This is a genomic window from Solidesulfovibrio sp. DCME, from assembly GCF_049995385.1.
GTDB lineage: Bacteria > Desulfobacterota > Desulfovibrionia > Desulfovibrionales > Desulfovibrionaceae > Solidesulfovibrio.
Map to the genome: position 1 here is coordinate 4,312,218 of NZ_CP188261.1, position 21,785 is coordinate 4,334,002.

Consider the following 21,785-nt stretch of genomic DNA (forward strand, 5'->3'; position numbering starts at 1 on the left):
CGCTACCTGAGAGAAGCAATGAGGCTGAAGCCCAGCGGGAGCGCGAAGGCTTGGCATGGTGTGAACGGATGGCCAGAAAGTTGGATCGGAAACGGAGTCAGGGCAAGACGCAGCGAGGAACCTATGATAATCGCAATCGATAACCGCGAACAACTTGCTTACAGTTTCAAGGACTATGATTGCACAGTCGAAGCTGCAACGCTCAATGTAGGCGATTATAGCATCATAGGTTTCACTGATAAGATCGCTTGTGAGCGAAAGTCTATTGACGACTTGCTTGGCTGCCTCACTTCTGGCCGTGGAAGATTCGAGAAAGAACTTGCCCGCGCAAGGGCGCTTGACCGTTTCTGTGTGATCGTTGAAGCGAGTTTCGAGGATTTAGCTAAAGGCATGTATCGCTCTCAGATGCGCCCACACAGTGCATGTCAGTCCATTATCGCATGGCAGGTACGCTACGGGACACCATTCATCTTTGCCGGGTCACGTAAGGCTGGCGAGTATTACACGCACAGCTTTTTGTCGAAGTACCTTTACGAAATCGAACAACGCCACCGGATGGCTACCAAAGCCCAGTCCCCGGCAAAAAGCGCGGCGGCATAGGGGGGGGAGGATGTCTGAAATTTCACCGAAAAAAGCACGAAAGCCACCGGCGACAGCGTGGAAGCCTGGGCAATCGGGCAACCCGAGCGGGAAGCCGAAGGGGGCCAAAAATAAGGTCACTCTCATGGCTCAAAGCTTGATCGACGGACAGGCCGGCGCTTTGGTGAAAAAGGCCATCGAGCTTGCGCTTGCCGGGGATGGGCCTGTCTTGCGGGCAATTTTGGACAGGCTGTGTCCAGCGAAACGGGATGCCCCTATTCTCGTGACCTTGCCGAAAATCGAAAGCGCCGCCGATCTTCCCGCTGTGACCGCCGCAGTCATTGACGCCGTGGCCAAGGGGCAGTTGACCCCTGCCGAGGCCCAAGCCGTGGCCGGGCTGGTGGAGGCGCACAGGCGAACGCTTGAAACCGCTGACATCGAAGTGCGGCTGGCTGCTCTGGAGGCAAGGGAGGAGGACAAGCAATGATGAAAGGACTGATAAAGAGACTGGCGCAATTAGAACGTCTTTTGGAACCCGAAGTGCCATTCAAGTCGGTTCCTGTCATTTTCCCGGATACTGATGGCGGTTTCCTTTGCCGTGGTATCCATTACGCCACTGAAGAAGACGCAAGGGCCGCTTTCCCTTATTCGGAGTTCTTCGTTTGCGTGCAAGTCGTGGATGGGCGCAAGCCACACAAGGAGGCGACTGCAAATGCCTAAGCTATCCAATCGCCTCGCGCATCTGGAGGCACTTAAAAAGGCCAAGGACGACGCACCACGTTACTACCTGAACTTTGCCGGCCGGGACTGCCCCCGTGTTCGGGCCAATGGCATACTTCTCGAACGCAGACCGGATGAGACACCCGATGAGTTCCAAGTCCGTATCGAGGCCCAACGCAACGGGGCACACTTCCTTATGGTCAACGCGGCTCTGACCGAAGAAGAATGGGTTGCTGATGTTGCGGAACACTATAGGAAGCATCCTGTCGGGCAGCCCTGGCAGGAATGAACAAACACAGGAGAAGGGAAAATGGAAGACATGAAGCTGTATTCGCGCAAGATGGTCACTATTCCCGGGCGTGGACTCGGCACAGCAACGGTTAAGGTGGATCAAAACCCCGACGGGACCTTTCAACTTGGCGGTCAATCTTTCTCCACCCTCGACGCATTGCCCGGCGTCCAGGGCCGGAAAGAGACGTTCGTCTTCCTGGGGCAGGCGGACAAGCGAATGATCCCGTAACGGCGAAAACTGCGCAAAATTGAGCCCCCTACTTGGCCCCGGTAGAATACCGGGGCCTTTTCGTGGGAAAAAGGTATCGTTCTCCGCCCGGCCGCGAATCCTTGGCCGAGGTCCGCGACAATCCGCGCCATGCCTTGCCCATCCCGGCCGCGAACGAAAACAAGCCCAGGGGAAAACCGGGAGCAATCCGGGAGCAATCCGGGAGTAGACCGGGAGTAGACCGGGAGTAGACCGGGAGTGTCCCAAGGGTAGGGCCATCCTGGCCCGGCAGGTGGGAAGCGCACGGCCTTTCCCTTGCCGGGTGAATTTCTCGGGCTTCGACAGTGATTTTCTTCCGATGCAGCAGGTTGAAATATTGGGTGTTTTTCGTGTCCATGAAATATTTCCCACTCAGCCCTCAAAATCAGCCCTTAAACGATGACGTCTCACCACTTTCAAAAATTTGTCACGTATTGGGTGTTATGTAAACTTCGTATTTACCACTTTTGACTTTGTTTAAATTAGTTGACGTCATTTTTAACTTAGAATAGCTTTTCCAAAAGATCAAGGAGGCACCGCGATGAAGGACAGCCCAGAAGGGCAAGAGCCGATCGGGTTAACCCTCAAGGAAGCTGCGGCGATGCTCAGGGTCCACGAAAACACCCTGGCAAAGCTGCTTCAAGACGGCCGTGTGCGGGGGGTCAAAATCGGCCGCGAATGGAGGACGTCCAAAAAAGCCTTGGAAGACTTCGTTGACGGGCAAGGCCCCCGCCCGCTGGCTGAAGACGAAGAATAACAAACGGCCCGGGCAAGAGGCTGGTCCCCTCTCGCTCGGGCCTGACCACAACCCTACCCCAAGGAGGTAGTGTCATGGCTGAGCATCCGCTTACCCTGTCCGCGTCCCGTGTTCAATCCTACGCCCTGGCCGAGGTCCACGCCTGGACGCTCCTGAAGGCCCTGTGCGGCCACTCTATCGGCTACTTCGACGATGGCCCGGACTCTCTCCCTGTGGAGCCCTGCGCGCCGATTTGCCCCGTTCTCGCGGGCGCTGCGGAGGTGGTGGCATGAACCGCTTCACCTACCTGACCCCGCCCCTGTTCCGTGAACTGGACGCCCTGGCCCGGACCTTCGCCGGCAAGCCCATCATCGTGAAGCGCGCCGAGGAAATGAAAGGCTGCTACGGGTTCGCTTCCGCCTGGGCAATGGGCCTCGTGATCCGCCTGGGGGAGCCTGACCGCACGGAGCGAAGCTGCATCACCATCGCCAACAAGGTGGACCTCGGCAGCCTCGGCAAGAATCCCTCCCGGGTGCTGGACTGGCCCGCCATCCCTGCCGAGGATTTCTATCGCTTTCTGACATGGCACGAGATCGCGCACACGGTCCATCTGGACGCGCTGACCTACTTCAACATGGACATGGACGCCACGCCCATGGACATCAAGCGCCGCGTCTACCGGCTGGCCGAGGCCCGAGCCGACCGACACGCCCGGGAGGTCCTATACCCCGGGAAGGAGATGCCGCTGCTGCCAGGGGCCGATGCACACTTGGCCGAAATCGAAGAAACCGCGCCATCGGTAGCGTCCACGGAGGTGGTGTAAATTCTGAAGTCGTCCAGGCCGGGGGAGAGCCTCCGGCCCGGACGGAATGGGCGAGGTGGCCATCGGGTCAATTGGCTGTAAGGTGAAGTTACGACGCCGCACCTGCAACCAAAGGAGACCACGATGGCCGAGGACAGCATGGCATTAATCGAGCTGATGCAAAAGGCCGACGGCGGCGATTTTCTCCGCTCCCTGGCGGAAGCCGTCCTGCAGCTTCTCATGGAAGCCGATGTGGACGGCCTCATCGGGGCCAGCCGCCACGAGCGAAGCCCCGAGCGAGTCAGCTACCGCAACGGCTACCGTGACCGCAGCCTTGATACCCGCATCGGCTCCTTGCAACTGCGCATCCCCAAGCTGCGCCAGGGCAGCTACTTTCCGCCCTTCCTGGAGCCACGCAAGACCAGCGAACGCGCCTTGGTGGCCGTCATCCAGGAAGCCTGGATCGGCGGCATCTCCACGCGGCGCGTGGATGATCTGGTCCAGGCCATGGGCCTTTCCGGCATCTCCAAGTCCCAGGTGTCCAAGCTGTGCAAGGACATTGATGAACGGGTCCATGCCTTTCTTTCTCGGCCGCTGACCGGCGAATGGCCCTATTTGTGGCTGGACGCAACCTACCTCAAGCAGCGCGAAGGCGGCCGGGTGGTCAGCGTCGCCGCCATAATCGCCGTGGCGGCGAACACCGAAGGCCGCAGAGAAATCGTGGGACTGCACATCGGCCCCAGCGAGGCCGAGCCGTTCTGGTCTTTTTTCCTCAAAAGCCTTCTTCGTCGGGGACTTGGCGGCGTGAGGCTTGTCGTCTCCGACGCCCATGAAGGCCTCAAGGCCGCCATGGCCAAGACGTTCGGGGCCACGTGGCAACGCTGCCGGGTCCACTGGATGCGAAACGCCTTGGCCCGGGTTCCCAAGTCCCAGCACGCCATGGTCTCGGCCGCCCTGCGCCAGGCCTTTTTACAGCCGGATGCGGCCAACGCCAGCCAGACCTGGCGGCATGTCGCCGATCAGCTTCGTGGAAAATGGCCACGGCTCGCCAGCTTCATGGACGAAACCGAGCACGACGTGCTGGCCTACATGACCTTCCCGGCGCAGCATCGGGTCAAGCTGCACAGCACCAATCCGCTGGAAAGGCTCAATAAAGAAGTGAAGCGGCGGGCGGACGTAGTCGGCATCTTCCCCAACGAACAGTCCATCATCCGGCTCATCGGGGCCATCTTACTGGAGCAAAACGACGAGTGGCAGCTGCAAAGCCGCTACATGCAGGTCGAGGCCATGGCCGAACTCAACACCCAACCAAACGAGGCGCAGCCAGCCCAAATTCCACCAAGAGCAGCCTGACCGAGGGCCACCTCAAGCACACCAGAATTTACACCACGTTGACGGACGTGACCTAGTTTTTGGTCCAAGGCTGACGGGGCGAATCGTTTTTTAGGTGGTTGTCATCCTGCCGGACTGCCGAGGCCCAAAGTGCCCGTTTTCGTGTCCTGATGACTGGTTCGGGAACCCGAATATGGCGTGGGGGCATTCTGGGGAGGGCAAAAGCAGCCTTTTCAAATCGCACCTTGCCCATTGTCCCAAAAAGACCGCAAAAATGGCACCCGGAAGCTTCGGAAACCACCAATCAACCATACCGGGCTGACTACCTTGACGAGTTGAGGTCTTCGGCGCTGTAGGGCTTGCCAGGAAGCTGCTTGATGACCGTCCGGAGATCCCCCAAGCGCCAGACAGGAGTGGCACCGATATAGCGCTGTTTGGGGATGATGCCCCGATCGATGTTGAGGTAGAACGTCGAAATGGGCATATCGGCCAGGAACTTCCGAGCGTCATTGCAGCGAAGAAGCCGGTCGTCGTCATCCATCAATTTCGGGTCCATTCTCTACCTCCTCTCATTATGTCCTTCCAGAACTCATGAGCACTTGGCCCCAGGCTTTCCCGCTTTCCATCCCAGCGGCCCTGAGCTATTTTCACTTCGTCTCACGTCCCTTCACGTAAAAAAGTGGCACAGGAGTGGCACAAAATGGCGCAGACAAAAGAAAAAAGGGCCAGCTTTGCAGCTAACCCTTTGATTTCTATGGTGCCGAGGGACAGAATTGAACTGCCGACACGGGGATTTTCAGTCCCCTGCTCTACCGACTGAGCTACCTCGGCGGCGGCGAGAGACGGTATTTATATCACTCCCTTGGGCTTGGCAACCTTTTTTTGCGAGGTTTCCGTGAAAAGAAGCGATTTTATTTTTTCCCTCCTCGGGCTATCCTTTTATCTCCTCGTCCTGTTCTACCTCTAGGAGACCCGACATGACCGAACTCGACGCCTTTCTCACCGGCTGGCAAGACGACTCCAACGGAGTCAAGGACGCCTTCCTGCGCCTCAAAAACGTCCTGGACAGCCTCAGCGAAGCCACTGTCAGCTTCGTGCCCAGGCCCCCGGCGACCTACAGCCTGCGCGCCGAACCGCCCCGGGGCCGGCCCGTCATCACCATGGTCGACGTGGCCAGCCTCGACGGCGAACGCTTCCTGTCCGTGTGCTTCTACGCCGATACCATCACCGACCCCGAGGAACGCGGCGACCTCATCCCCGGCGGCCTGCTCTCCAACGACGGCTACTGCTTCGACATCGACTCCAACGACGACGATCACGTCAGCTACGTCGAAGCCCGCATCCTCGAAGCCGCCGCCGCCTTCTCCCTGTCCGAAGACGGACCCTGCGCCGAAGTCGACGAGAACGATTAAGGCCCGCCCCGTCGCGTGTCCCCGAACGGCCCAAGCGCTTTCGGGGACACGTTTTTTTTGGCCTGACGAGCCGGGAGCGGCCTTGAGGACAGCGGGCCAGCCATAAAAAGGCCGCGCCGAAAAATGGGCCTAGCCCGGCTGGTAGAAACGCCCCGCACCGGGGACGTCCCCCAGGCCGAAAGCATCGGGCAGATGGCTGGCCGTCAGGGTATCGCCCCGGGCCACCACCGCCACCACGTCGAAACGGCACGGCCGGTCCCACAGCCCCCGCTCGGACAAATAGGCCATGGCCGCCTTGACCAGTCGCCCCCGCTTGGCCGGGGTGACGGCCTCGTCGGGCCGGGCCAACCCGCCGGACGCGCGCGTTTTGACCTCCACGAACACCACCGTGTCCCCGTCGCGGCACACGAGGTCCACCTCGCCGCCGCGCGTGCGGTAATTGCGGTCGAGCACGGCGAAACCCTTGGCCACCAGGAAGGCCTCGGCCGCCGCCTCGCCCTCGCGCCCCCGGCGCAGGTGCGGCGCGGTCATGGGTGGAGTGCCTCCGGCGGCCAGGAGGGGCGTCGCCCCTCCTGGACCTCCCCACCGGGGGGGATCATCCCCCCCGGGCCCCCCGGAAGGGGGGACAGGGGAACGGATGAAAGGCGGTGGCCAACAGGATGCGCCATGGCGTCTAGAGGCCGGGCAGGCCGAGTTGGCGCTGTTTTTCGGGCAGGACGCCCCGGAAGGTCAGGCGGTGGATGCGGCACGGCCCCAGGCGCCGCAGGGCGGCCAGATGGGCCGCCGCGCCGTAGCCCTTGTGGCCGGCGAAGCCGTAGCCCGGGAACTGGCGGTCGAAAACCGTCATCAAGCGGTCGCGGCTGGTCTTGGCCAGGATCGAGGCGGCGGAAATGGCCGGCACGCTGGCGTCGCCGCCGATTACCGCCTCCTGGCCGGGCAGGGCCGGGAGCCGGGAGAGATAGCCCACGGGGATGCACTTGTTGCCGTCGATGCGCAGGAGCGTCACGGCTCGCCCCATGGCCCGCACGGCCCGGGACATGGCCAGGAAGGTGGCCTGCAGGATGTTGATCCGGTCGATGTCCGCCGGCCAGGCCATGCCCACGCCCCAGGCCAGGGCTTGGGCCTTGATGGCCGGGGCCAGGGCCTCGCGCCGGGCGGCGGAAAGCTTCTTGGAATCGGCCAGGTACGGCAGGTCGTAGGCGGCGGGCAGAATGACGGCCGCGGCGACGACCGGCCCGGCCAGGCAGCCGCGCCCGGCCTCGTCCACCCCGGCGGTCAGGCCGCCGGCGTCAGGCGGGGCAACGGGCATGGCAAAAGACGGCCGCGCCTGTCCGGCCGGGCAACCGGCAACGGACAGGCGGCGGCCTGAAAAAGGATTCCCGGACGGTCCACGGCGAAACGCCGGGGCCTAGGATTCCCAGGACGTCTTGGTCTTGATGCGGGCGGCCTTGCCGCGAAGCGAACGCAGGTAGTACAGGCGGCTGCGGCGCACCTTGCCCTGGGACACCACTTCCACCCGCTCGATGAACGGCGAATGCATGGGGAACACGCGCTCCACGCCCACGCCGTCGGACACCTTGCGCACGGTGAAGGTGGAGTTGACGCCACCCTTGCGCAGGCGCAGGACCGCGCCCTGGAAGACCTGGATACGCTCTTTTTCGCCCTCGATGATGCGCAGGTGCACCTTGATGGTGTCGCCGGGGCGGAAAGCCGGCATGTCCAGGCGCATCTGCTCCCGCTCAAGCTGCTCGATCACGTTCATGACACTTTCTCCTCGGGTAAAGGCCCCGGGCGCTTGGCCGCCGAAAGCCTTGGAATGTCGTTGTCGCCGCCGGGCGCCCTACCGGGCGTCCCCGAGCAGCCTGTCGGTGAGGATGCCGGCCGCGGCCCGCACCGATAAATGATTGTAGTCCGAAAACGGCCGCAGCGGCGGCAATATCCCGTCGGCCCGGGCCAGCACCTCGTCGGCCAGCCCGTGGCCCGTGCCGAGGACCACCAGCGCCGGCCGGGAAGCGAGCAACGCGCGCGCCGCCGCGAACGACAGGCTGGCCGGCCCCCGGGCGCTCGTGGCCACCAGGGCGGCCGGACGGCCGTGATCGGCCGCAACCGCCGCCAGGGCCGCGTCCAGCCCCTCGTGCAGCCGCACCAGGGACAAGGCCTCGGCCCGGTCGGGGTTGGCCGCCAGTCCCGGCCCTTCCCGCCAATGGTCCACGATCCGCGCCGCCAGGGCCAGCTGGTCGCGAAGCGGGGTCACCACCTCGAAGCCGCCCAGCCCATAGGTACGGGAAACGCGCGCTATATCGTGAACGTCGAGGTTTGTCAAAGACACCGTCCCGACTTTCCCGTCCTTGAGCATCACCGGCCCGTGCACCAGGCCGATATGCATGTTGCGCCCCGGCCGCACCCGGGCAACACCTCGCAAATGCTGAATATCGTCGTTGGAAAGGGGGGTTGCGTCGAACAGGTCCGGACGGCGGGCCAGGGTCGTCTCCAGGGAGCGCTTGCGCCGCCAGGCGGCAATGGCCGCGTGATGGCCGGAAAGCAGTTCCGCCGGTACGGCCAGGCCCTCGAACACCTCCGGCCGGGTGTAATGCGGGTACTCGAGCAGCCCCGAAGCGAAGCTCTCCTCCTCGGCCGAGGCGTCCTTGCCCATGAACCCGGGCACGAGCCTGGCCACGGCCTCCATCAGGCAGCAGGCGGCTGATTCGCCGCCCGAGAGCACGAAATCGCCCACGGATACGGGCTCGATGTCGAAGAGGTCGAAAAGGCGGGCGTCGATGCCCTCGTAGCGGCCGCACAGAAGCGTGACCGCCTCCTGCCCGGCCAGTTCCCCGGCCAGCCGTTGCGTCAGCGGCCGGCCGGCCGGCGACAGCATGAGCAGCTTGCCCGGCCGCTTGAGGCCCCGCAACGCCGCCACCAAGGTCGGCAATCCCATGACCATGCCCGGCCCGCCGCCATACGGCCGGTCGTCCACGGTATGGTGCTTATCCTGGGCAAAATCCCTCGGATTGACCCGCGCGACCGTCACCACGCCGGCTTCCACCGCCTTGGCCATCAGCCCGCAGGACAGGAAGGAATCGAAAAATTCCGGGAAGATGGTCAGGATATTGAAAAGCACGGATGAAGATGCCTCCGGCGGCCGGGGGGGATAATCCCCCCCGGACCCCCTTGATGGGGGGCGGCGCCCCCCACAAAGGGTTCCAGGAAGATATGCGAAAAAATGTCGCAGCTTCCTTATCAAAACATTCTTGAAATGCGGCGCTTCGCCGCTGGCGCCCGTGGCCGCGCAATCGGCCCGGCCGAGCTGGCCGGCTTTGCGGCCTGCATCGGCCGGGCCGATTGCGCGGCCACCACGACCGACGTCTCGCCGTCCGACGTTCCCGCCGCATCCCCCACTCGCCCTATCGGGGAGGTCCAGGAGGGGATCATCCCCTCCTGGCCGCCGGAGGCCTCTTCCTCTTCCTCTCCCCCCTACTCGCCCTGGTACAGCTCCAGCAGCCCCGGCGGCGGGTCGATGACGACCACCCGCGCCTCCAGGTCGATTGCCGGCACCAGTTCGTCGGCGGCCGGGAACAGGATCTCGCGCCCCTGCCTATCCCGGATGACCCACAGTTCGGCGCCGCCGGAGTCGCGCACGTCCTCGAGGACGCCGAGGTCGGGGTCGGCCGGCGCGGCGGTGGCCAGGCGCACGCGAAGGCCCAGCAGTTCGTGGAGGAAGACCTCGTCGGGATCGGGCGGGGCCAGTTTCGAGGCCGGGACGCAGACGGACAGGCCGCGCAGGGTTTCGGCGGCGTTGCGGTCGGGCACGCCGTCGAGGGTGACGAGCAGGCGTTCCTTGTGGACGCGGGCGGCGCGCACGGCGTAGTCGCGGCCGCGCCCGGGCGCGCCGGGGGGGCACAGGCGCACCACGGCGCCGCGTTCGAAATAGGAGGGGGAGTCGGCGTGGCTGTCGACGCAGACTTCCCCCCGTATGCCGTGGGCACGTGCCACGTGGCCCACGATGATGTATTTTTCCTCGGCCATGGCAGGCGATGGGTGGGTGCGGCGCGGGCCGGGCGCGCCGGCCGGGTTATTCGAGGATCTCCAGCACCGAGCGCTTGCGGGCCTTGGTGGAGGCCGCGCCGAGAATGGTGCGCATGGCGCGGGCGGTCCGGCCCTGTTTGCCGATGACCTTGCCGAGGTCTTCCTTGGCCACCTTCAGTTCGAGGACCGAGGTCTGTTCGCCCTCGATTTCCGACACCTGCACCTGATCCGGGTTGTCCACCAGGGATTTGGCCATGTACTCGATCAAGTCCTTCAACATACGCACCTCCTCAGGCAACCGTAAGAGCAAGCGAAGGACTTCCGCCTCCGTTTCCGGATGCCCCCGGGCCGTACCCGGGGACGAACGCGGCGACGTCGCGGCAACCGGCCCGGACCTCTCCTTCCAAAGCGGTTTCGGCCGGTGGGCTAGACGCCAGCCTTCTGCAGCAGGGCGCGCACGGTATCCGTCGGCTTGGCGCCGCGCTCAAGCCAGAACCGCACCTTTTCACTATCCACTTTTATTTCCGCCGGGTCAACCATGGGGTTGTAATGCCCGAGGTACTCCAGGGCCCGGCCGTCGCGGCGGGTGGCCGAGTCCATGGCGACGATGCGGTAGAACGGGCGCTTCTTGGAACCCATGCGGGTCAGACGCAGTTTCATGGCCATGACGTATCTCCCTTTATTGCGATGCGTGATCGTTGTTGTGGAAGCGGCGCTTTCGCGTGGGCTAGCGCTTTTTCCGTTTCTTCCGTTGTTCCTTTTTCTTCTTGGCGGCGGCCTTGGCCGCGACCCGGGCGGCCTTGACCGCTTCGGGGTCGAGCGGCATGCCGCCACCGGGGGGCATGTCCCCCATGCCGGGCATGCCGGGCATCCCGCCCATGCCCGGGGGCATCTGCGGCATCCCGCCGGGCATCCCGCCGGGCAGCTTCATGCCGGGCGGCACCTTGGGCATGCTCGGCATGCCCTTGCCGCCCATCATGCGCTGCATCATCTTTTGCATCTGCGAAAAATTTTTCAGCAGCTGGCCGACTTCCACCACCGTGGTGCCCGAACCCTTGGCGATACGTTCCTTGCGGCTGACGTTGATGAGCTTGGGCGTGGCCCGCTCGGCCTTGGTCATGGAATTGATGATGGCCTCGACGCGGGCCATCTCCTTTTCCGGCATCTGCACTTCGCCGAGCTGTTTGCGGATTTGCGACATGCCCGGGATCATCTTGAGCAGGCCCTCGATGGAGCCGAGCTTCTTGATGCGCCGCATCTGGGTGCGGAAGTCGTCCAGGGTGAACTGGGCCTTGCGCAGTTTCTTTTCCATGGCCGCCGCTTCGTCGGCGTCCACGTCGGCCTGGGCCTTCTCGATGAGCGTGAGGATGTCGCCCATGCCCAGGATGCGCGAGGCGGCCCGGTCGGGATGGAAAACTTCGAGGTCCGAGACCTTTTCGCCCGTGCCCACGAGCTTGATGGCCTTGCCCGTGACCTGGCGTACGGAAAGGGCCGCGCCGCCCCGGGCGTCGCCGTCCATCTTGGTGAGCACGATGCCCGTGAGGTCCAGGCGGTCGTCGAAGGCGCTGGCCACGGTCACGGCGTCCTGGCCGGTCATGGCGTCGGCCACGAACAGGATTTCGCCGGGCGCGGCCTTTTCCTTGATGGCGACCAGCTCGTCCATGAGGGTTTCGTCGATGTGCAGCCGGCCGGCGGTGTCCAGCAGGACCACGTCGTGGCCGGTGCGCCTGGCCTCTTCCAGGGCGGCGGCGCAGATGTCCACCGGGTTCATGTCCGGCGTCGAGGGGTAGGCCTCGATGTCGAGCTGGCTGGCGAGCTTGTGGAGCTGGTCGATGGCCGCCGGGCGGTAGACGTCGGCCGGCACGAGGTAGGGCTTGCGCTTGAGCTCGCGGCGCAGCTTCAGCGCCAGCTTGGCGCAGGAGGTGGTCTTGCCCGAACCCTGCAACCCGACGAACATGATGACGGCCGGGCTGCCGGACAGGTCGATTTCCTGGGCCTGGCCACCGAGCAGTTCCACCATCTCGTCGTGGACGATTTTGACGACCTGCTGGCCCGGGGTCAGGCTCTTGAGCACGTCCTGGCCCATGGCCCGTTCGCGGACGCGTTCGATGAAGTCCTTGACGACCTTGAAGTTGACGTCGGCCTCGAGCAGGGCCAGGCGGACCTCGCGCAAGGCGGTCTGGACGTTCTCCTCGGTCAGCCGGGCGTGGCCCCGGATTTTGCGGAAGACGTCTTCAAGTCTGTCGGTCAGGTTGTCGAACATGGTCCTGGCGCACCTCGGTAAAGGGCAAAGTTTGAATTCATAACCGCACGCCGTCCAGGCGTCAAGGGAGACGGCCGGCCCGGTCGCGGGCTGTCGGAAAAAAAAGCCCCGTCCGGCTGGGGACGGGGCTTGGGCATCGAAAGTTGCCGGTGGTCCGGGGACTACCAGCTGTTGCGACGGGCGCCGCCGTAGCCGCCGCCGCCGCCGGTGCGGGGCTGACGCTCGTTGGCTTCGTTGATGCGCAGGTCGCGGCCGCCGAAGGCCTTGCCGTTTAAGGCTTCCATGGCGGCGTCGGCGCCGTCGGCCATCTCGACGAAACCGAAGCCGCGCAGGCGGCCGGTCTCGCGGTCAACGATCAGGTTGACCGACTGCACATCGCCGTAAGCGGCGAACAGGTCGCGGATTTCGTCTTCGTTGGTGGAGAAAGGCAGGTTGCCGACGTAGAGTTTCTTGGACATTTGCAAAAGCTCCAGGCTTGTATTTTCGGCTAATTCTTTTTCAAATCGTACGGGAGCTTGGCAAACGCAAAGATCCTCGGGGACGGTAGGCAAAGACTTAGCCGCATGGGATGGCCGGGAGTTAAACGCCCGGCCCGCATCTGTCAACCGCTATTTTTCACCGATGGCCCGGGCAAACCCCGGCTCCGACCGGTCGATGACCGCCTCGTCCACGCAAAACGCCAGCCGGAAATAGCCCGGCAGGCCGAAGCCGCGCCCGGGAACGGCCAGCACGCGCTCCTTCGCCAGGCGCGCCACAAAGGCCACCTCGTCCGGGTCGGGCGATTTGGGGAAGAAATAAAAGGCCCCGCGCGGCATGAAGAATTCATAGCCGGCCTTGGTCAGCACCCGGGCCATGGCCGCCCGCCGCCGTGCGTAGACCTCGCGGTCCACTTCCTGGCCGAGGGCGCGCAGCAGCAAGGCCTGGCCCACGGCCGGGGCGTTGACGAAGCCCATGATGCGGTTGGCGAAGACCATGCCGGCCACGAGTTGCTCCCGGCCGGGCATGTCCGGCGAGACCACCACATAGCCCACCCGCTCGCCGGGCAGGGACAGGTTTTTGGAAAACGACCCGATGACCAGGGAATAGGGGTACAGCGGCAACACCGACGGCACCGCCGCCCCGTCGTAGGCCAGGAAGCGGTAGGGCTCGTCGGCCAGCAGGTAGATGGGGCGCTCCCGGCCGGCGCTTTTGCGCGCAAGCATGTCCGCCAGCTCCCGCAGGCGCGCCTCGCTATAGACCTGGCCGGTGGGGTTGTTGGGCGAATTGATCATCACCACCCTGGTCCGGTCGGTGATGGCCGCCTCCATGGCCGCCACGTCGAGGTCGAAATCGCCGGGCCGGGTCGGCACCGGGGTGAGCGTCGCGCCGTGGTTGGCGGCGTAGAAGGCGTATTCCACGAAATAGGGCGAGGGGCACATGACCACGTCGCCCGGGCTGAGCACGGTGCGGAAAAAGACGTTGATGCCGCCGGCCGCGCCGCAGGTGAGAAGCAGGTCGCCGGGGCCGACGGGTACGCCCTGCTCCCTGGTCAGGTGCCCGGCCAGGGCGGCGCGGACCTCGGGGTAGCCGGGGTTGGGCATGTAGCCCAGGGCGAAGGGCTTATCCATCTGGCCGGACAGCTCGGCCAGGCACTGCCCCACCACGGGCGGCGGCGGCAGGTCGGGATTGCCCAGCGAAAAGTCGCAGACCGCCTCCTCGCCGTATTGTTTCTTCAGTTCCAGGCCCTGTTCGAAAATCTTGCGAATCCAGGCCCCGCCCGACAAATACTGTTCCATCTGTTCGGTGACCAGCTTCACGGCCCGCCCTCCCACGAAAAGTGTGTCGCGGGACCTTGGCACCAAACCCGACCCGACGCAATATGGTAACGAGTTCGGCATGGGCTCGTCGCCAGGCCGGCCAGGCCGCCGAGGCCTTGACAAAACCGACCGGTTGGTATCTTGAGCGGCCATGTGCCCATCGCACAGGAAGAAAAAGCAGCCCCAGCTGGTCCGGTCGCAGCTGCTCGCGGCCGCGGCCGGCATTGTCGTGGCCCGCGGCCTGGCCGGGTTGACCCTGGACCTCGTGGCCCGGGAGGCCGGCCTGAGCAAGGGGGGGCTCATCCACCACTTCCCCAGCAAGCAGGCCCTCATCGAGGGGCTGTTCCTGGAGATGCTGGCCGCCTTCGAGGCCGGCCTGGCCGCCGCGGCCGACCACGTTCCCACGTCCCGCCGCCGGTTCACCCGGGCCTATGTCGCGGCCATCCTGACCCCCTGCTTCGGCGCCTTCGACGGCAAGCTCCTGGGCGCCTGCGCCCTGGCCCTGTGCCACGACCCGGCCATCACCGGCCTGTGGGAGGGCTGGCTGGCCCGGCAGTTTTCGGCCTACGGCGAGGACCCGGCCGACGTGGCCGGCCGGCTGATCCGCTACGCGGCGGACGGCATGTGGCTGGAGATGGCCACGGAACAGGCGGGATGCTTGCCGGAGGACCGCCGGGCCGTGGTGGCCCGGCTGTTGGACCTGGCGGACACCCTGTAAGGGGCCGCCCGCCCCCCGTCCGCCCGGCGGCGGGGAAACATGCCTGGAGTACCCCATGTCGCAACGTGTCGTCTTCCTGCACGGAAGCCCGCGCAAAAACGGCAACACCCGCGCCCTGGCCGGCCTCGTCATGGAGGAGTTGGCCCGGCGGGGCATCGCCTCGGACACCATCGACGTCCCCCGGCTCGACTACGCCCATCCGGGCTGCATCGCCTGCTTCAAGTGCCAGCAAAGCCCGGACTTCGGCTGCCACGTGCCCGACGGGCTGGCCGAGGCGGTTTCCCGCCTGCCCGGCTACGACGCCCTGGTCGTGGCCACGCCCGTGTATTGGTTCAGCGCACCGGCCCAGATGAAGATGCTGGTGGACCGGATGTTTAGCCTCATCAAGTTCGGCGAGGACGAGGTCATCCGCTCGCCGCTGCGGGGCAAGGTCCTGGCCCTTTTCGCCACGGGCGGCGGCGAGGAGGAGGAAAACCTGGACATCCTGGCCAAGCAGTGGCGCGTGCCGGCCGAGCGGATGGGCATGCCGTTTTTATCCTGCCTGTTTCCGTTCTGCCATTTCCCGCCCGGCGAGGCGGCGTGCGACCCGGAATCGGCCCAGCAGGCCCGGGACTTCGCCGGCAAGCTGGCCGACCGGCTCGGGGCGGGCCTGGCTCGCGGGCAATAGGAAGGCGGCGGGAACGGCGGGAGCCCGCCGGCCGGCCGGCGAAGGCGGGCCCGGCTACCCGGGGCAGGCCACGACGGCGTTGCGGCCGCCTCTTTTGGCCAGGTACAAGGCCGTGTCCGCCTTGCGCAGGAGGGCCTCGAAGGTTTTGTCGTGCCGGGTCAGGGGGGCGACCCCGGAACTGATCGTGACCCGCACCGGGGCGTCTTCGTAAGGGACCGGGACGGAAGCGACGGCATGGCGAAACCGTTCCATGGCGTCCACCGCTTCCCGGCCGGCCGTGTCCGGCATCGCCACCAAAAACTCCTCCCCGCCGATGCGGCCAAGGACATCCTCGCACCGAAAATGGGCCTGGGCCGCCTCGCCGATGTTTCGAAGCACCGCATCGCCGGCGTCGTGGCCCCTGGTGTCGTTGACGGCCTTGAAATGATCGAGGTCGAAAATGACGACGCTGAAGTCCGCGCCCCGGCGCCTGGCCGACTCGAACAGCGCCCCGGCCAGCTCCAGGGCGTGCTGCCGGTTGCACAGCCCGGTCAGGCTGTCCCTGGTGGCCAGTTCCCTGAGCCTGCGCTTGGCCTGCTTATCCTTTGTCGAATCCACATAGATGCACATGCCGCCGATGCACCTGCCGTCGGCGTCGAAGAGCGGAAAGACATTGGCCAGGACATGGCGCTCCTCCGCCCCGTGATTGACGATGGGAACCTCGATATCGCGAAAGACCTCCCCCGTCCTGATGCTCTGCCCGACATAGGTCTTCCGCGACGGGTCGTTGTAGAACACCTCGGCCAAGGTCTTCCCGCAGCAGGACGCCACCGGGGAACGGATTTCGAGCATGTCCAGGCAGGCCTGGTTCGTTTTGACCACGCGCTCCTGGGCATCGACCAGCAAAAACGGCATGGGCAACCCGGCCAGGATACTCTTGGCCAAACCGACGCTCCAGCCATCCCAGGCACAGGCGGGGCCTGACGCGCCCCCGGCCTGGCTCTCCGCCATGTGATGCGACGACATACGGCACCTCACCCGCCGCCAACCCCGGAAAACTTCCCTTGCCCATCCCCCGGCGCCCCCCCAAGCGAGCGGCGCGCCCCAAGGCGATTCCCGGCCTTTTCCTCGTATAGCAAAGGATCGAAGCGGACGAAAGGGCATCCGTAAGCCCCTGTCGCGCCGACGATCCCCTGGCCCGGCCGGTTCACGTCGCCCAGGGCCGCAGCAGCCCCGGCCGCGAACGGTGGGCAACCGCCGCCCAAACCCCATGCCCCAGGCGCCCCTCCCCGGGGGTGTCCAAAAAAACGATTCCCCTCCTGGTGATATTCGCCTATCATGCCTGTCTCGCGGCATCTCCCGCCGACAATCCCTGCAAACGAGTATCCCTATGACCGAGGCGAAAAAGCCTGAAATCCTGGCCCCCGCGGGGGATCCCTATTCCTTTCTGGCCGCCCTGGCCGCCGGCGCCGACGCCGTCTACTGCGGCCTCAAACATTTTTCCGCCCGCATGCTGGCCCGCAACTTCTCCCTCTCCGAGCTGGCCGGCCTGGCCGAACTGGCCCGCGGCCGGGGCGCCCGCACCTACGTGGCCATAAACACCCTGCTCAAGCCCGACGAGGCCGACAAGGCCGGCCGGCTGGTCAAGCGGCTGGTGGCCGACGTCGGCCCCCAGGCGCTCATCGTCCAGGACATCGGCATGGCCGTGGTCGCGCGCCAGGCCGGCTACAAGGGCGAACTGCACCTGTCCACCCTGGCCAACGTGTCGAGCCCCACGGGCCTGGCCATGCTGCCGGGCATGTCCTTTTCCCGGGCCGTGCTGCCGCGCGAGCTATCCGTGGACGAGATGCGCGAGATGGCCGAGGCCGCGCCCGAGGGCCTGTCCCTCGAGGCCTTCGTTCACGGGGCGCTGTGCTACAACGTCTCGGGCCGCTGCTACTGGAGCAGCTTCCTTGGCGGCAAATCGGGCCTTCGCGGCCGCTGCGTCCAGCCCTGCCGCCGCCTCTACGACCACCGGGGCCAAAAGGGCCGTTATTTCTCCTGCCAGGACCTGAGCCTCGACGTCCTGACCAAGGCCCTGCTCACCATCCCGCAAATCACGGCCTGGAAGATCGAGGGCCGCAAGAAAGGCCCCCACTACGTCTACCACGCCGTGGCCGCCTACAGGCTCCTGCGCGACGCCCCGGACGACGCCTCGGCCAAAAAGATGGCCGCGAGCTTCCTGGAACAGTCCCTGGGCCGGGCCACCACCAACTACAACTTCCTGCCCCAGCGCCCCAAAAACCCCGTGGACACCAAGGAACGCACCGGTTCGGGCATGCCGGCCGGCAAGCTCACCCGCGGCGTCAAGCCCGGCCAGTGGAACCTGTCCACCCGGGTGTCCCTGGCCCACGGCGACCTGGTGCGCCTGGGCGCCGAGGACGAGCCCGGCCACCGCATCGTCAAGGTCACCCGCAGCGTGCCCAAGGGCGGCCGCTTGACGCTCACCTTCGAGGACGGCCCGCGCCCGGAATCCGGCATGCCGGCCTACCTCATCGACCGCCGCGAACCCGGGCTCCTGGAAAAGATCCGCCCCCTGGAAGAGGCCCTGGCCAAACTGCCCGAACGCGAGGCCGGGCCGGTGGAATTCACCCCCAAACTGCCCAAGCCCCGCAAGGCCGGCCGGGTCGAGCCGCTCTCCCTCAGTGTCTGGCGCCATCCGGACATGCGCAAGGAGAAGGGGGCGTTCGGCGTCTGGGTTTCCACCAAGCGGGCCCACAACCTGCCCCTGCAGCGCGCGGCCACGGTCTGGTGGTGGCTGCCGCCGGTGATCTGGCCGGACGAGGAAAGCGAGTTCGTCAGCCTCGTTGCCGCCATCGTCTCGCGCGGCGGCAAGCGCTTCGTTCTGGGCGCGCCCTGGCAGGTCGGGCTTTTTCCCAAGGGCGCCAAGGGCCTCGATTTCTGGGCCGGGCCTTTCTGCAACATCGCCAATCCGCTGGCCCTGGGCGAACTGGCCCGGCTCGGCTTCGCCGGTTCGTTCGTCACGCCGGAGCTGTCCGGCGAGGACCTGCTCGCCCTGCCGGCGCTCTCGCCCCTGCCGCTTGGCCTCGTGTACAAGGGCGCCTGGCCGCTGGGGCTGTCGCGCGTGCTCTCGGGCGAGGTCAAGACCTGCCTGCCGGTGGTGAGCCCCAAGGAAGAGGGGCTGTGGGCCGTCAAGTACGACAAGACCTACTGGCTCTACGCCAACTGGGAGATGGACCTCTACAAGCACCGCGAAGCCCTGGAAAAGGCCGGTTACGTGGTCTTCGCCGACCTGCGCGAGCCGCTGCCCAAGGATGTCGCCAGAAGGGAACGCACCAGCCATTTCAACTGGGAAGTGGGACTCTTGTAGATGGCCAGGCCGCGCAAGCTCTACATCGCCATGGTCGGCCTGCCGGCCATGGGCAAATCCACGGTCGCCGCCAAGATCAAGGAAAACCTGGAAAAGGACGACATCAAGGTCGGCATCTTCAACAACGGGGACGTGCGGCGGCGCATGGTCCCGGGCAACACCTCCCACGCCGGCTTCTACGACCCGGCCAACGCCGAGGCGGTGGCGCTTCGCGAGCGCATCGCCGCCGTCAACATCGCCGAGGCCAAGGCCTACCTCTCCACCGGCGGCGACATCGCCATCCTCGACGCCACCAACGTCTCCCGAAAGCGCCGCCAGACCCTGTGCGACCAGTTGCCCAACCATCCGGTGCTTTTCGTCGAATGCATCAACGACGACCCGGAACTGCTGGCCCTGTCCGTGGCCCGCAAGACCCGGCTGCCCGAATTCGCCCACGTAAGCGAAGCCGAGGCCAAGGCCAGCTTCGTGACCCGCATCGGCTACTACCGCCACATCTACGAGCCGCCGGTCGAGGTGCGCGACCTCGTGCGCCTCGATACCCTCAACAACCGCATCATCGCCGAGCGCGTCCCGGCCGAACTGCCCTACTACGGCCGCATCCGCGACCTGCTCATGTCCGACTGGATAAAAAACCTCTTTCTCGTGCGCCACGCCCAGAGCGAATACAACGTCAAGGACCGGGTCGGCGGGGATTCGGGCCTCACGGACAAGGGCCGAGGCCAGGCCTGGGCCTTGTCGCGCCATTTCATCGGCACGCCCCTGCCCTACATCTTCACCAGCACCCTGCGGCGCACCCTGGAGATGGCCGAGCCGCTTCTGGAGACGCGCAAGGGCCAGACCATCCATCACGCCTTTCCGGAATTCGACGAGATCGGCGTGGGTGCCTGCGAGGGCATGTCCTATGCCGAGATCGAGCGGGACATGCCGGAACTGTTCGCCGCCCGGGCCCGCAACAAATACAACTTCGTCTATCCCGGCGGCGAGGGCTACGCCACCATGGCCGGCCGGGTCTACCGGGGCATCAAGAAGGCCATCTACTTAAGCGGCAACTCCGAGCACATCATGATCATCGGCCACCAGGCGGTCAACCGCATGATCCTCTCGGACTTCCTGTTCCGCCGGGCCGAGGACGTGCCCTACATCTTCATCCCCCAGGACAAGTACTTCCACATCGTCTCGACGCAGACGAAAAAGCTCTTCGAGCTGCGCAAGTACTGAGGCCGGCGGGCGCCGGCCGCCCCGTTGGGCCAACCGGAACACCCGCCCAGCCGGGGCCGCATTACCCGCCCGGGCTACTCTCCCCGGCCCTGGTGCCCTTCCCTGGGCAAGCTCTCCGTCCGACCGTGGCCGCGCCGCCCCGCCGGGGTCCTCTCCCCGGCCTGGCGCCCCATTCCCGGGCAAGTTCTGCGCTCGGGCCGCCTGCGTTTTGTCGCCAGGGGACAAAATGTCCCTTGTCTTTCCCTGTTGTCGTGCTACACTTTCCCAAACTCATAATGCATACTGCAACGATACAGATACCAACAGCGCGGTTTCGCGCTTCTTTTCGCATTTGAGGTTCTGGCGCGTCATCGAACTGTGTAACAACGCTACACAAGGAGGAACGACATGGCTGACTGGGAAAAGAAGATCGACATCCGCAAAGTGTTCGTCCTGCAACCCACCCGCCCCACCACCTACTTCGGCGTGGGCGCCGTGGCCAAGGTCGGCGACATCCTGGCCGCCCTGGCCGGCAAGGGCCTGGACAAGGTCCTCGTGGTCACCGACGCCATCGCCTACAAGGCCAGCGGCGCCTGGGACACCGTCAAGCCCGCCCTCGACGCCCGCGTGGCCTGGAAACACTACGACAAGGTCCGCCCCAACCCCACCTACGCCAACTGCGAGGAAGCCGCCGCCCTGGGCACGGACTTCGGGGCCAAGGCCATCCTCGCCATCGGCGGCGGCAGCGCCATGGACACGGCCAAGACGGCCGCCGTGCTCATGCAGCATCCCGGCAAGACATCCGTGGATTTCTACGAAAAAGGCGCCCCCATCGACGGCGCCGTGCCGCTCGTGCTCATCAACACCTCCCACGGCACGGGCTCGGAATGCGACGCCTTCGCCGTGGCCCAGTCCGACGGCGAGGACAAGCCGGCCATCAATTCGCCCCACATCTACGCCACCTACACCATCGAGGACCCGCAGCTCACGGCCACCATGCCGACCAAACAGACGATTTCCACCTCCATCGACGCGGTCAACCACGCCCTGGAGGCGGCAACCACCATCACCACCACGCCCTACTCCATTGGCCTGGCCCGCGACGCCATCCGCCTGGTCGCCACCTACCTGCCCACGGCCGTGGTGGAGCCGGGCAACCTCACCGCCCGCTATTGGCTCATGTACGCCTCGGCCATCGCCGGCATCAGCTTCGACCTGGGGTTTTTGCACATCACCCACGCCATGGAGCATGCCATGAGCACCCTCAATGCCGCCGTCACCCACGGCGACGGCCTGGGCATCCTCATGCCGGCCATGGTCCAGGAGATCTACCCGGCCGTGCCCGAGGTGGTGGCCGCCCTGTTTGAGCCCATCATCCCGGGGCTTAAGGGCGTGCCCAGCGAGACGGACTTCGTGGTGGCCAAGCTGCGCCAGTGGTGCCATGGCGTCGGGCAGTCCACCTCCATGGCCGGCTACTACACCGAGGCCGACATCCCGGCCCTGACCAAGACGGCCCTGGCCTCGTCGCTGTCCAAGATGCTCTTCCCCCTGGCCCCCATCCCGGTCACCGAGGAGGTGGTGGCCCGCATCTTCCGCAATTCCCTGTGAGCCCTGGCCCATGCCAGCCCCCCGTGGCCCGGTTCCGCCCGGCCA

At 65.4% G+C, this 21,785-nt stretch carries 27 protein-coding genes and 1 tRNA gene; 15 read left to right on the forward strand and 13 right to left on the reverse strand.

What is annotated here, in order from left to right; genetic code table 11:
* Positions 1–123 precede the first annotated feature (123 nt).
* The 9 genes from ACP59X_RS19050 (at position 124) to ACP59X_RS19090 (ending at position 4,728) form a co-directional block, all read left to right on the forward strand.
* The gene (locus ACP59X_RS19050) at positions 124–600 is read left to right on the forward strand and encodes an ERCC4 domain-containing protein (protein WP_428561488.1); all 477 of its coding nucleotides are present in this window, start codon (positions 124–126) and stop codon (positions 598–600) included.
* Between the two features lie 10 nt (positions 601–610).
* Positions 611–1,066: a DUF5681 domain-containing protein gene (locus tag ACP59X_RS19055; protein ID WP_428561491.1), complete on the forward strand. Its 456-nt coding sequence runs from the start codon at positions 611–613 to the stop codon at positions 1,064–1,066.
* On the forward strand, positions 1,063–1,299 hold the full coding sequence (locus ACP59X_RS19060; protein ID WP_428561494.1) for a hypothetical protein: 237 nt from the start codon (positions 1,063–1,065) through the stop codon (positions 1,297–1,299). Before ACP59X_RS19055 ends, ACP59X_RS19060 begins: the two co-directional genes overlap by 4 nt.
* A complete protein-coding gene (locus ACP59X_RS19065) occupies positions 1,292–1,588 on the forward strand; it encodes a hypothetical protein (RefSeq protein WP_428561496.1) in 297 nt (98 codons plus the stop codon). Before ACP59X_RS19060 ends, ACP59X_RS19065 begins: the two co-directional genes overlap by 8 nt.
* A gap of 21 nt (positions 1,589–1,609) precedes the next feature.
* Positions 1,610–1,819, forward strand: coding sequence for a hypothetical protein (locus ACP59X_RS19070; RefSeq protein WP_428561499.1), 210 nt, complete (start codon positions 1,610–1,612; stop codon positions 1,817–1,819).
* 559 nt (positions 1,820–2,378) lie between these two features.
* Entirely contained in the window at positions 2,379–2,594 is a 216-nt protein-coding gene (locus ACP59X_RS19075) for a helix-turn-helix domain-containing protein (protein ID WP_323427486.1), read from the forward strand.
* Between the two features lie 74 nt (positions 2,595–2,668).
* Entirely contained in the window at positions 2,669–2,866 is a 198-nt protein-coding gene (locus ACP59X_RS19080) for a hypothetical protein (RefSeq protein ID WP_428561503.1), read from the forward strand.
* On the forward strand, positions 2,863–3,396 hold the full coding sequence (locus tag ACP59X_RS19085; RefSeq protein ID WP_428561506.1) for a hypothetical protein: 534 nt from the start codon (positions 2,863–2,865) through the stop codon (positions 3,394–3,396). The genes ACP59X_RS19080 and ACP59X_RS19085 overlap by 4 nt, the downstream gene beginning before the upstream one ends.
* Positions 3,397–3,519: 123 nt before the next feature.
* Entirely contained in the window at positions 3,520–4,728 is a 1,209-nt protein-coding gene (locus ACP59X_RS19090) for an IS256 family transposase (RefSeq protein WP_428558936.1), read from the forward strand.
* Positions 4,729–5,029: 301 nt separating this feature from the next.
* On the opposite strand, the gene ACP59X_RS19095 is transcribed toward ACP59X_RS19090, so the two are convergent.
* Together ACP59X_RS19095 and ACP59X_RS19100 are read right to left on the reverse strand one after the other, a co-directional pair.
* A complete protein-coding gene (locus tag ACP59X_RS19095) occupies positions 5,030–5,263 on the reverse strand; it encodes a hypothetical protein (protein ID WP_428561508.1) in 234 nt (77 codons plus the stop codon).
* Between the two features lie 199 nt (positions 5,264–5,462).
* Positions 5,463–5,538 (reverse strand) — tRNA-Phe (locus tag ACP59X_RS19100).
* Positions 5,539–5,684: 146 nt separating this feature from the next.
* Between ACP59X_RS19100 and ACP59X_RS19105 the strand changes: the two genes are divergently transcribed.
* On the forward strand, positions 5,685–6,119 hold the full coding sequence (locus tag ACP59X_RS19105; protein ID WP_428561511.1) for a hypothetical protein: 435 nt from the start codon (positions 5,685–5,687) through the stop codon (positions 6,117–6,119).
* Positions 6,120–6,248: 129 nt separating this feature from the next.
* Here the strand turns inward: ACP59X_RS19105 and ACP59X_RS19110 are convergent, their stop codons facing one another.
* The 10 genes from ACP59X_RS19110 to ACP59X_RS19155 form a co-directional block, all read right to left on the reverse strand.
* A complete protein-coding gene (locus ACP59X_RS19110) occupies positions 6,249–6,650 on the reverse strand; it encodes a YraN family protein (RefSeq protein ID WP_428561514.1) in 402 nt (133 codons plus the stop codon).
* Positions 6,651–6,792: 142 nt separating this feature from the next.
* The gene (locus ACP59X_RS19115; RefSeq protein ID WP_428561516.1) at positions 6,793–7,428 is read right to left on the reverse strand and encodes a ribonuclease HII; all 636 of its coding nucleotides are present in this window, start codon (positions 7,426–7,428) and stop codon (positions 6,793–6,795) included.
* 99 nt (positions 7,429–7,527) lie between these two features.
* Positions 7,528–7,881 carry a 50S ribosomal protein L19 gene (rplS, locus tag ACP59X_RS19120; RefSeq protein WP_428561519.1) on the reverse strand — a complete coding sequence of 118 codons (354 nt, stop codon included), beginning with the start codon at positions 7,879–7,881 and terminating at the stop codon, positions 7,528–7,530.
* A gap of 78 nt (positions 7,882–7,959) precedes the next feature.
* Entirely contained in the window at positions 7,960–9,237 is a 1,278-nt protein-coding gene (gene trmD, locus ACP59X_RS19125; protein ID WP_428561521.1) for a tRNA (guanosine(37)-N1)-methyltransferase TrmD, read from the reverse strand.
* A 353-nt stretch (positions 9,238–9,590) separates the two neighbouring features.
* Positions 9,591–10,142: a ribosome maturation factor RimM gene (gene rimM / locus ACP59X_RS19130; RefSeq protein ID WP_428561524.1), complete on the reverse strand. Its 552-nt coding sequence runs from the start codon at positions 10,140–10,142 to the stop codon at positions 9,591–9,593.
* A gap of 46 nt (positions 10,143–10,188) precedes the next feature.
* The gene (locus ACP59X_RS19135) at positions 10,189–10,422 is read right to left on the reverse strand and encodes a KH domain-containing protein (protein WP_342464714.1); all 234 of its coding nucleotides are present in this window, start codon (positions 10,420–10,422) and stop codon (positions 10,189–10,191) included.
* Positions 10,423–10,568: 146 nt separating this feature from the next.
* Positions 10,569–10,808 (reverse strand): 30S ribosomal protein S16, encoded by a 240-nt coding sequence (rpsP, locus tag ACP59X_RS19140; RefSeq protein WP_029457454.1) that lies wholly within the window; start codon positions 10,806–10,808, stop codon positions 10,569–10,571.
* A 61-nt stretch (positions 10,809–10,869) separates the two neighbouring features.
* Positions 10,870–12,405, reverse strand: a complete 1,536-nt coding sequence (gene ffh / locus ACP59X_RS19145) for a signal recognition particle protein (RefSeq protein WP_428561528.1) — start codon at positions 12,403–12,405, stop codon at positions 10,870–10,872.
* A 161-nt stretch (positions 12,406–12,566) separates the two neighbouring features.
* A complete protein-coding gene (locus tag ACP59X_RS19150) occupies positions 12,567–12,863 on the reverse strand; it encodes an RNA recognition motif domain-containing protein (RefSeq protein ID WP_428561531.1) in 297 nt (98 codons plus the stop codon).
* Positions 12,864–13,013: 150 nt separating this feature from the next.
* Entirely contained in the window at positions 13,014–14,201 is a 1,188-nt protein-coding gene (locus ACP59X_RS19155; RefSeq protein WP_428561533.1) for a pyridoxal phosphate-dependent aminotransferase, read from the reverse strand.
* 151 nt (positions 14,202–14,352) lie between these two features.
* On the opposite strand from ACP59X_RS19155, the gene ACP59X_RS19160 reads away from it, so the two are divergent.
* Both ACP59X_RS19160 and ACP59X_RS19165 read left to right on the forward strand, forming a co-directional pair.
* Positions 14,353–14,919: a TetR/AcrR family transcriptional regulator gene (locus ACP59X_RS19160; protein WP_428561537.1), complete on the forward strand. Its 567-nt coding sequence runs from the start codon at positions 14,353–14,355 to the stop codon at positions 14,917–14,919.
* Positions 14,920–14,974: 55 nt separating this feature from the next.
* Positions 14,975–15,586, forward strand: a complete 612-nt coding sequence (locus tag ACP59X_RS19165; RefSeq protein ID WP_428561540.1) for a flavodoxin family protein — start codon at positions 14,975–14,977, stop codon at positions 15,584–15,586.
* A 54-nt stretch (positions 15,587–15,640) separates the two neighbouring features.
* On the opposite strand, the gene ACP59X_RS19170 is transcribed toward ACP59X_RS19165, so the two are convergent.
* On the reverse strand, positions 15,641–16,510 hold the full coding sequence (locus tag ACP59X_RS19170) for a sensor domain-containing diguanylate cyclase (RefSeq protein ID WP_428561543.1): 870 nt from the start codon (positions 16,508–16,510) through the stop codon (positions 15,641–15,643).
* Between the two features lie 445 nt (positions 16,511–16,955).
* Between ACP59X_RS19170 and ACP59X_RS19175 the strand changes: the two genes are divergently transcribed.
* The 3 genes from ACP59X_RS19175 to ACP59X_RS19185 all read left to right on the forward strand — a co-directional run bounded on the left by ACP59X_RS19175 (position 16,956) and on the right by ACP59X_RS19185 (position 21,740).
* Entirely contained in the window at positions 16,956–18,935 is a 1,980-nt protein-coding gene (locus ACP59X_RS19175; protein ID WP_428561545.1) for a peptidase U32 family protein, read from the forward strand.
* Positions 18,936–20,153 (forward strand): bifunctional nucleoside/nucleotide kinase/histidine phosphatase family protein, encoded by a 1,218-nt coding sequence (locus ACP59X_RS19180; RefSeq protein ID WP_428561547.1) that lies wholly within the window; start codon positions 18,936–18,938, stop codon positions 20,151–20,153.
* A gap of 387 nt (positions 20,154–20,540) precedes the next feature.
* A complete protein-coding gene (locus ACP59X_RS19185) occupies positions 20,541–21,740 on the forward strand; it encodes an iron-containing alcohol dehydrogenase (protein ID WP_428561550.1) in 1,200 nt (399 codons plus the stop codon).
* Positions 21,741–21,785 lie beyond the last annotated feature (45 nt).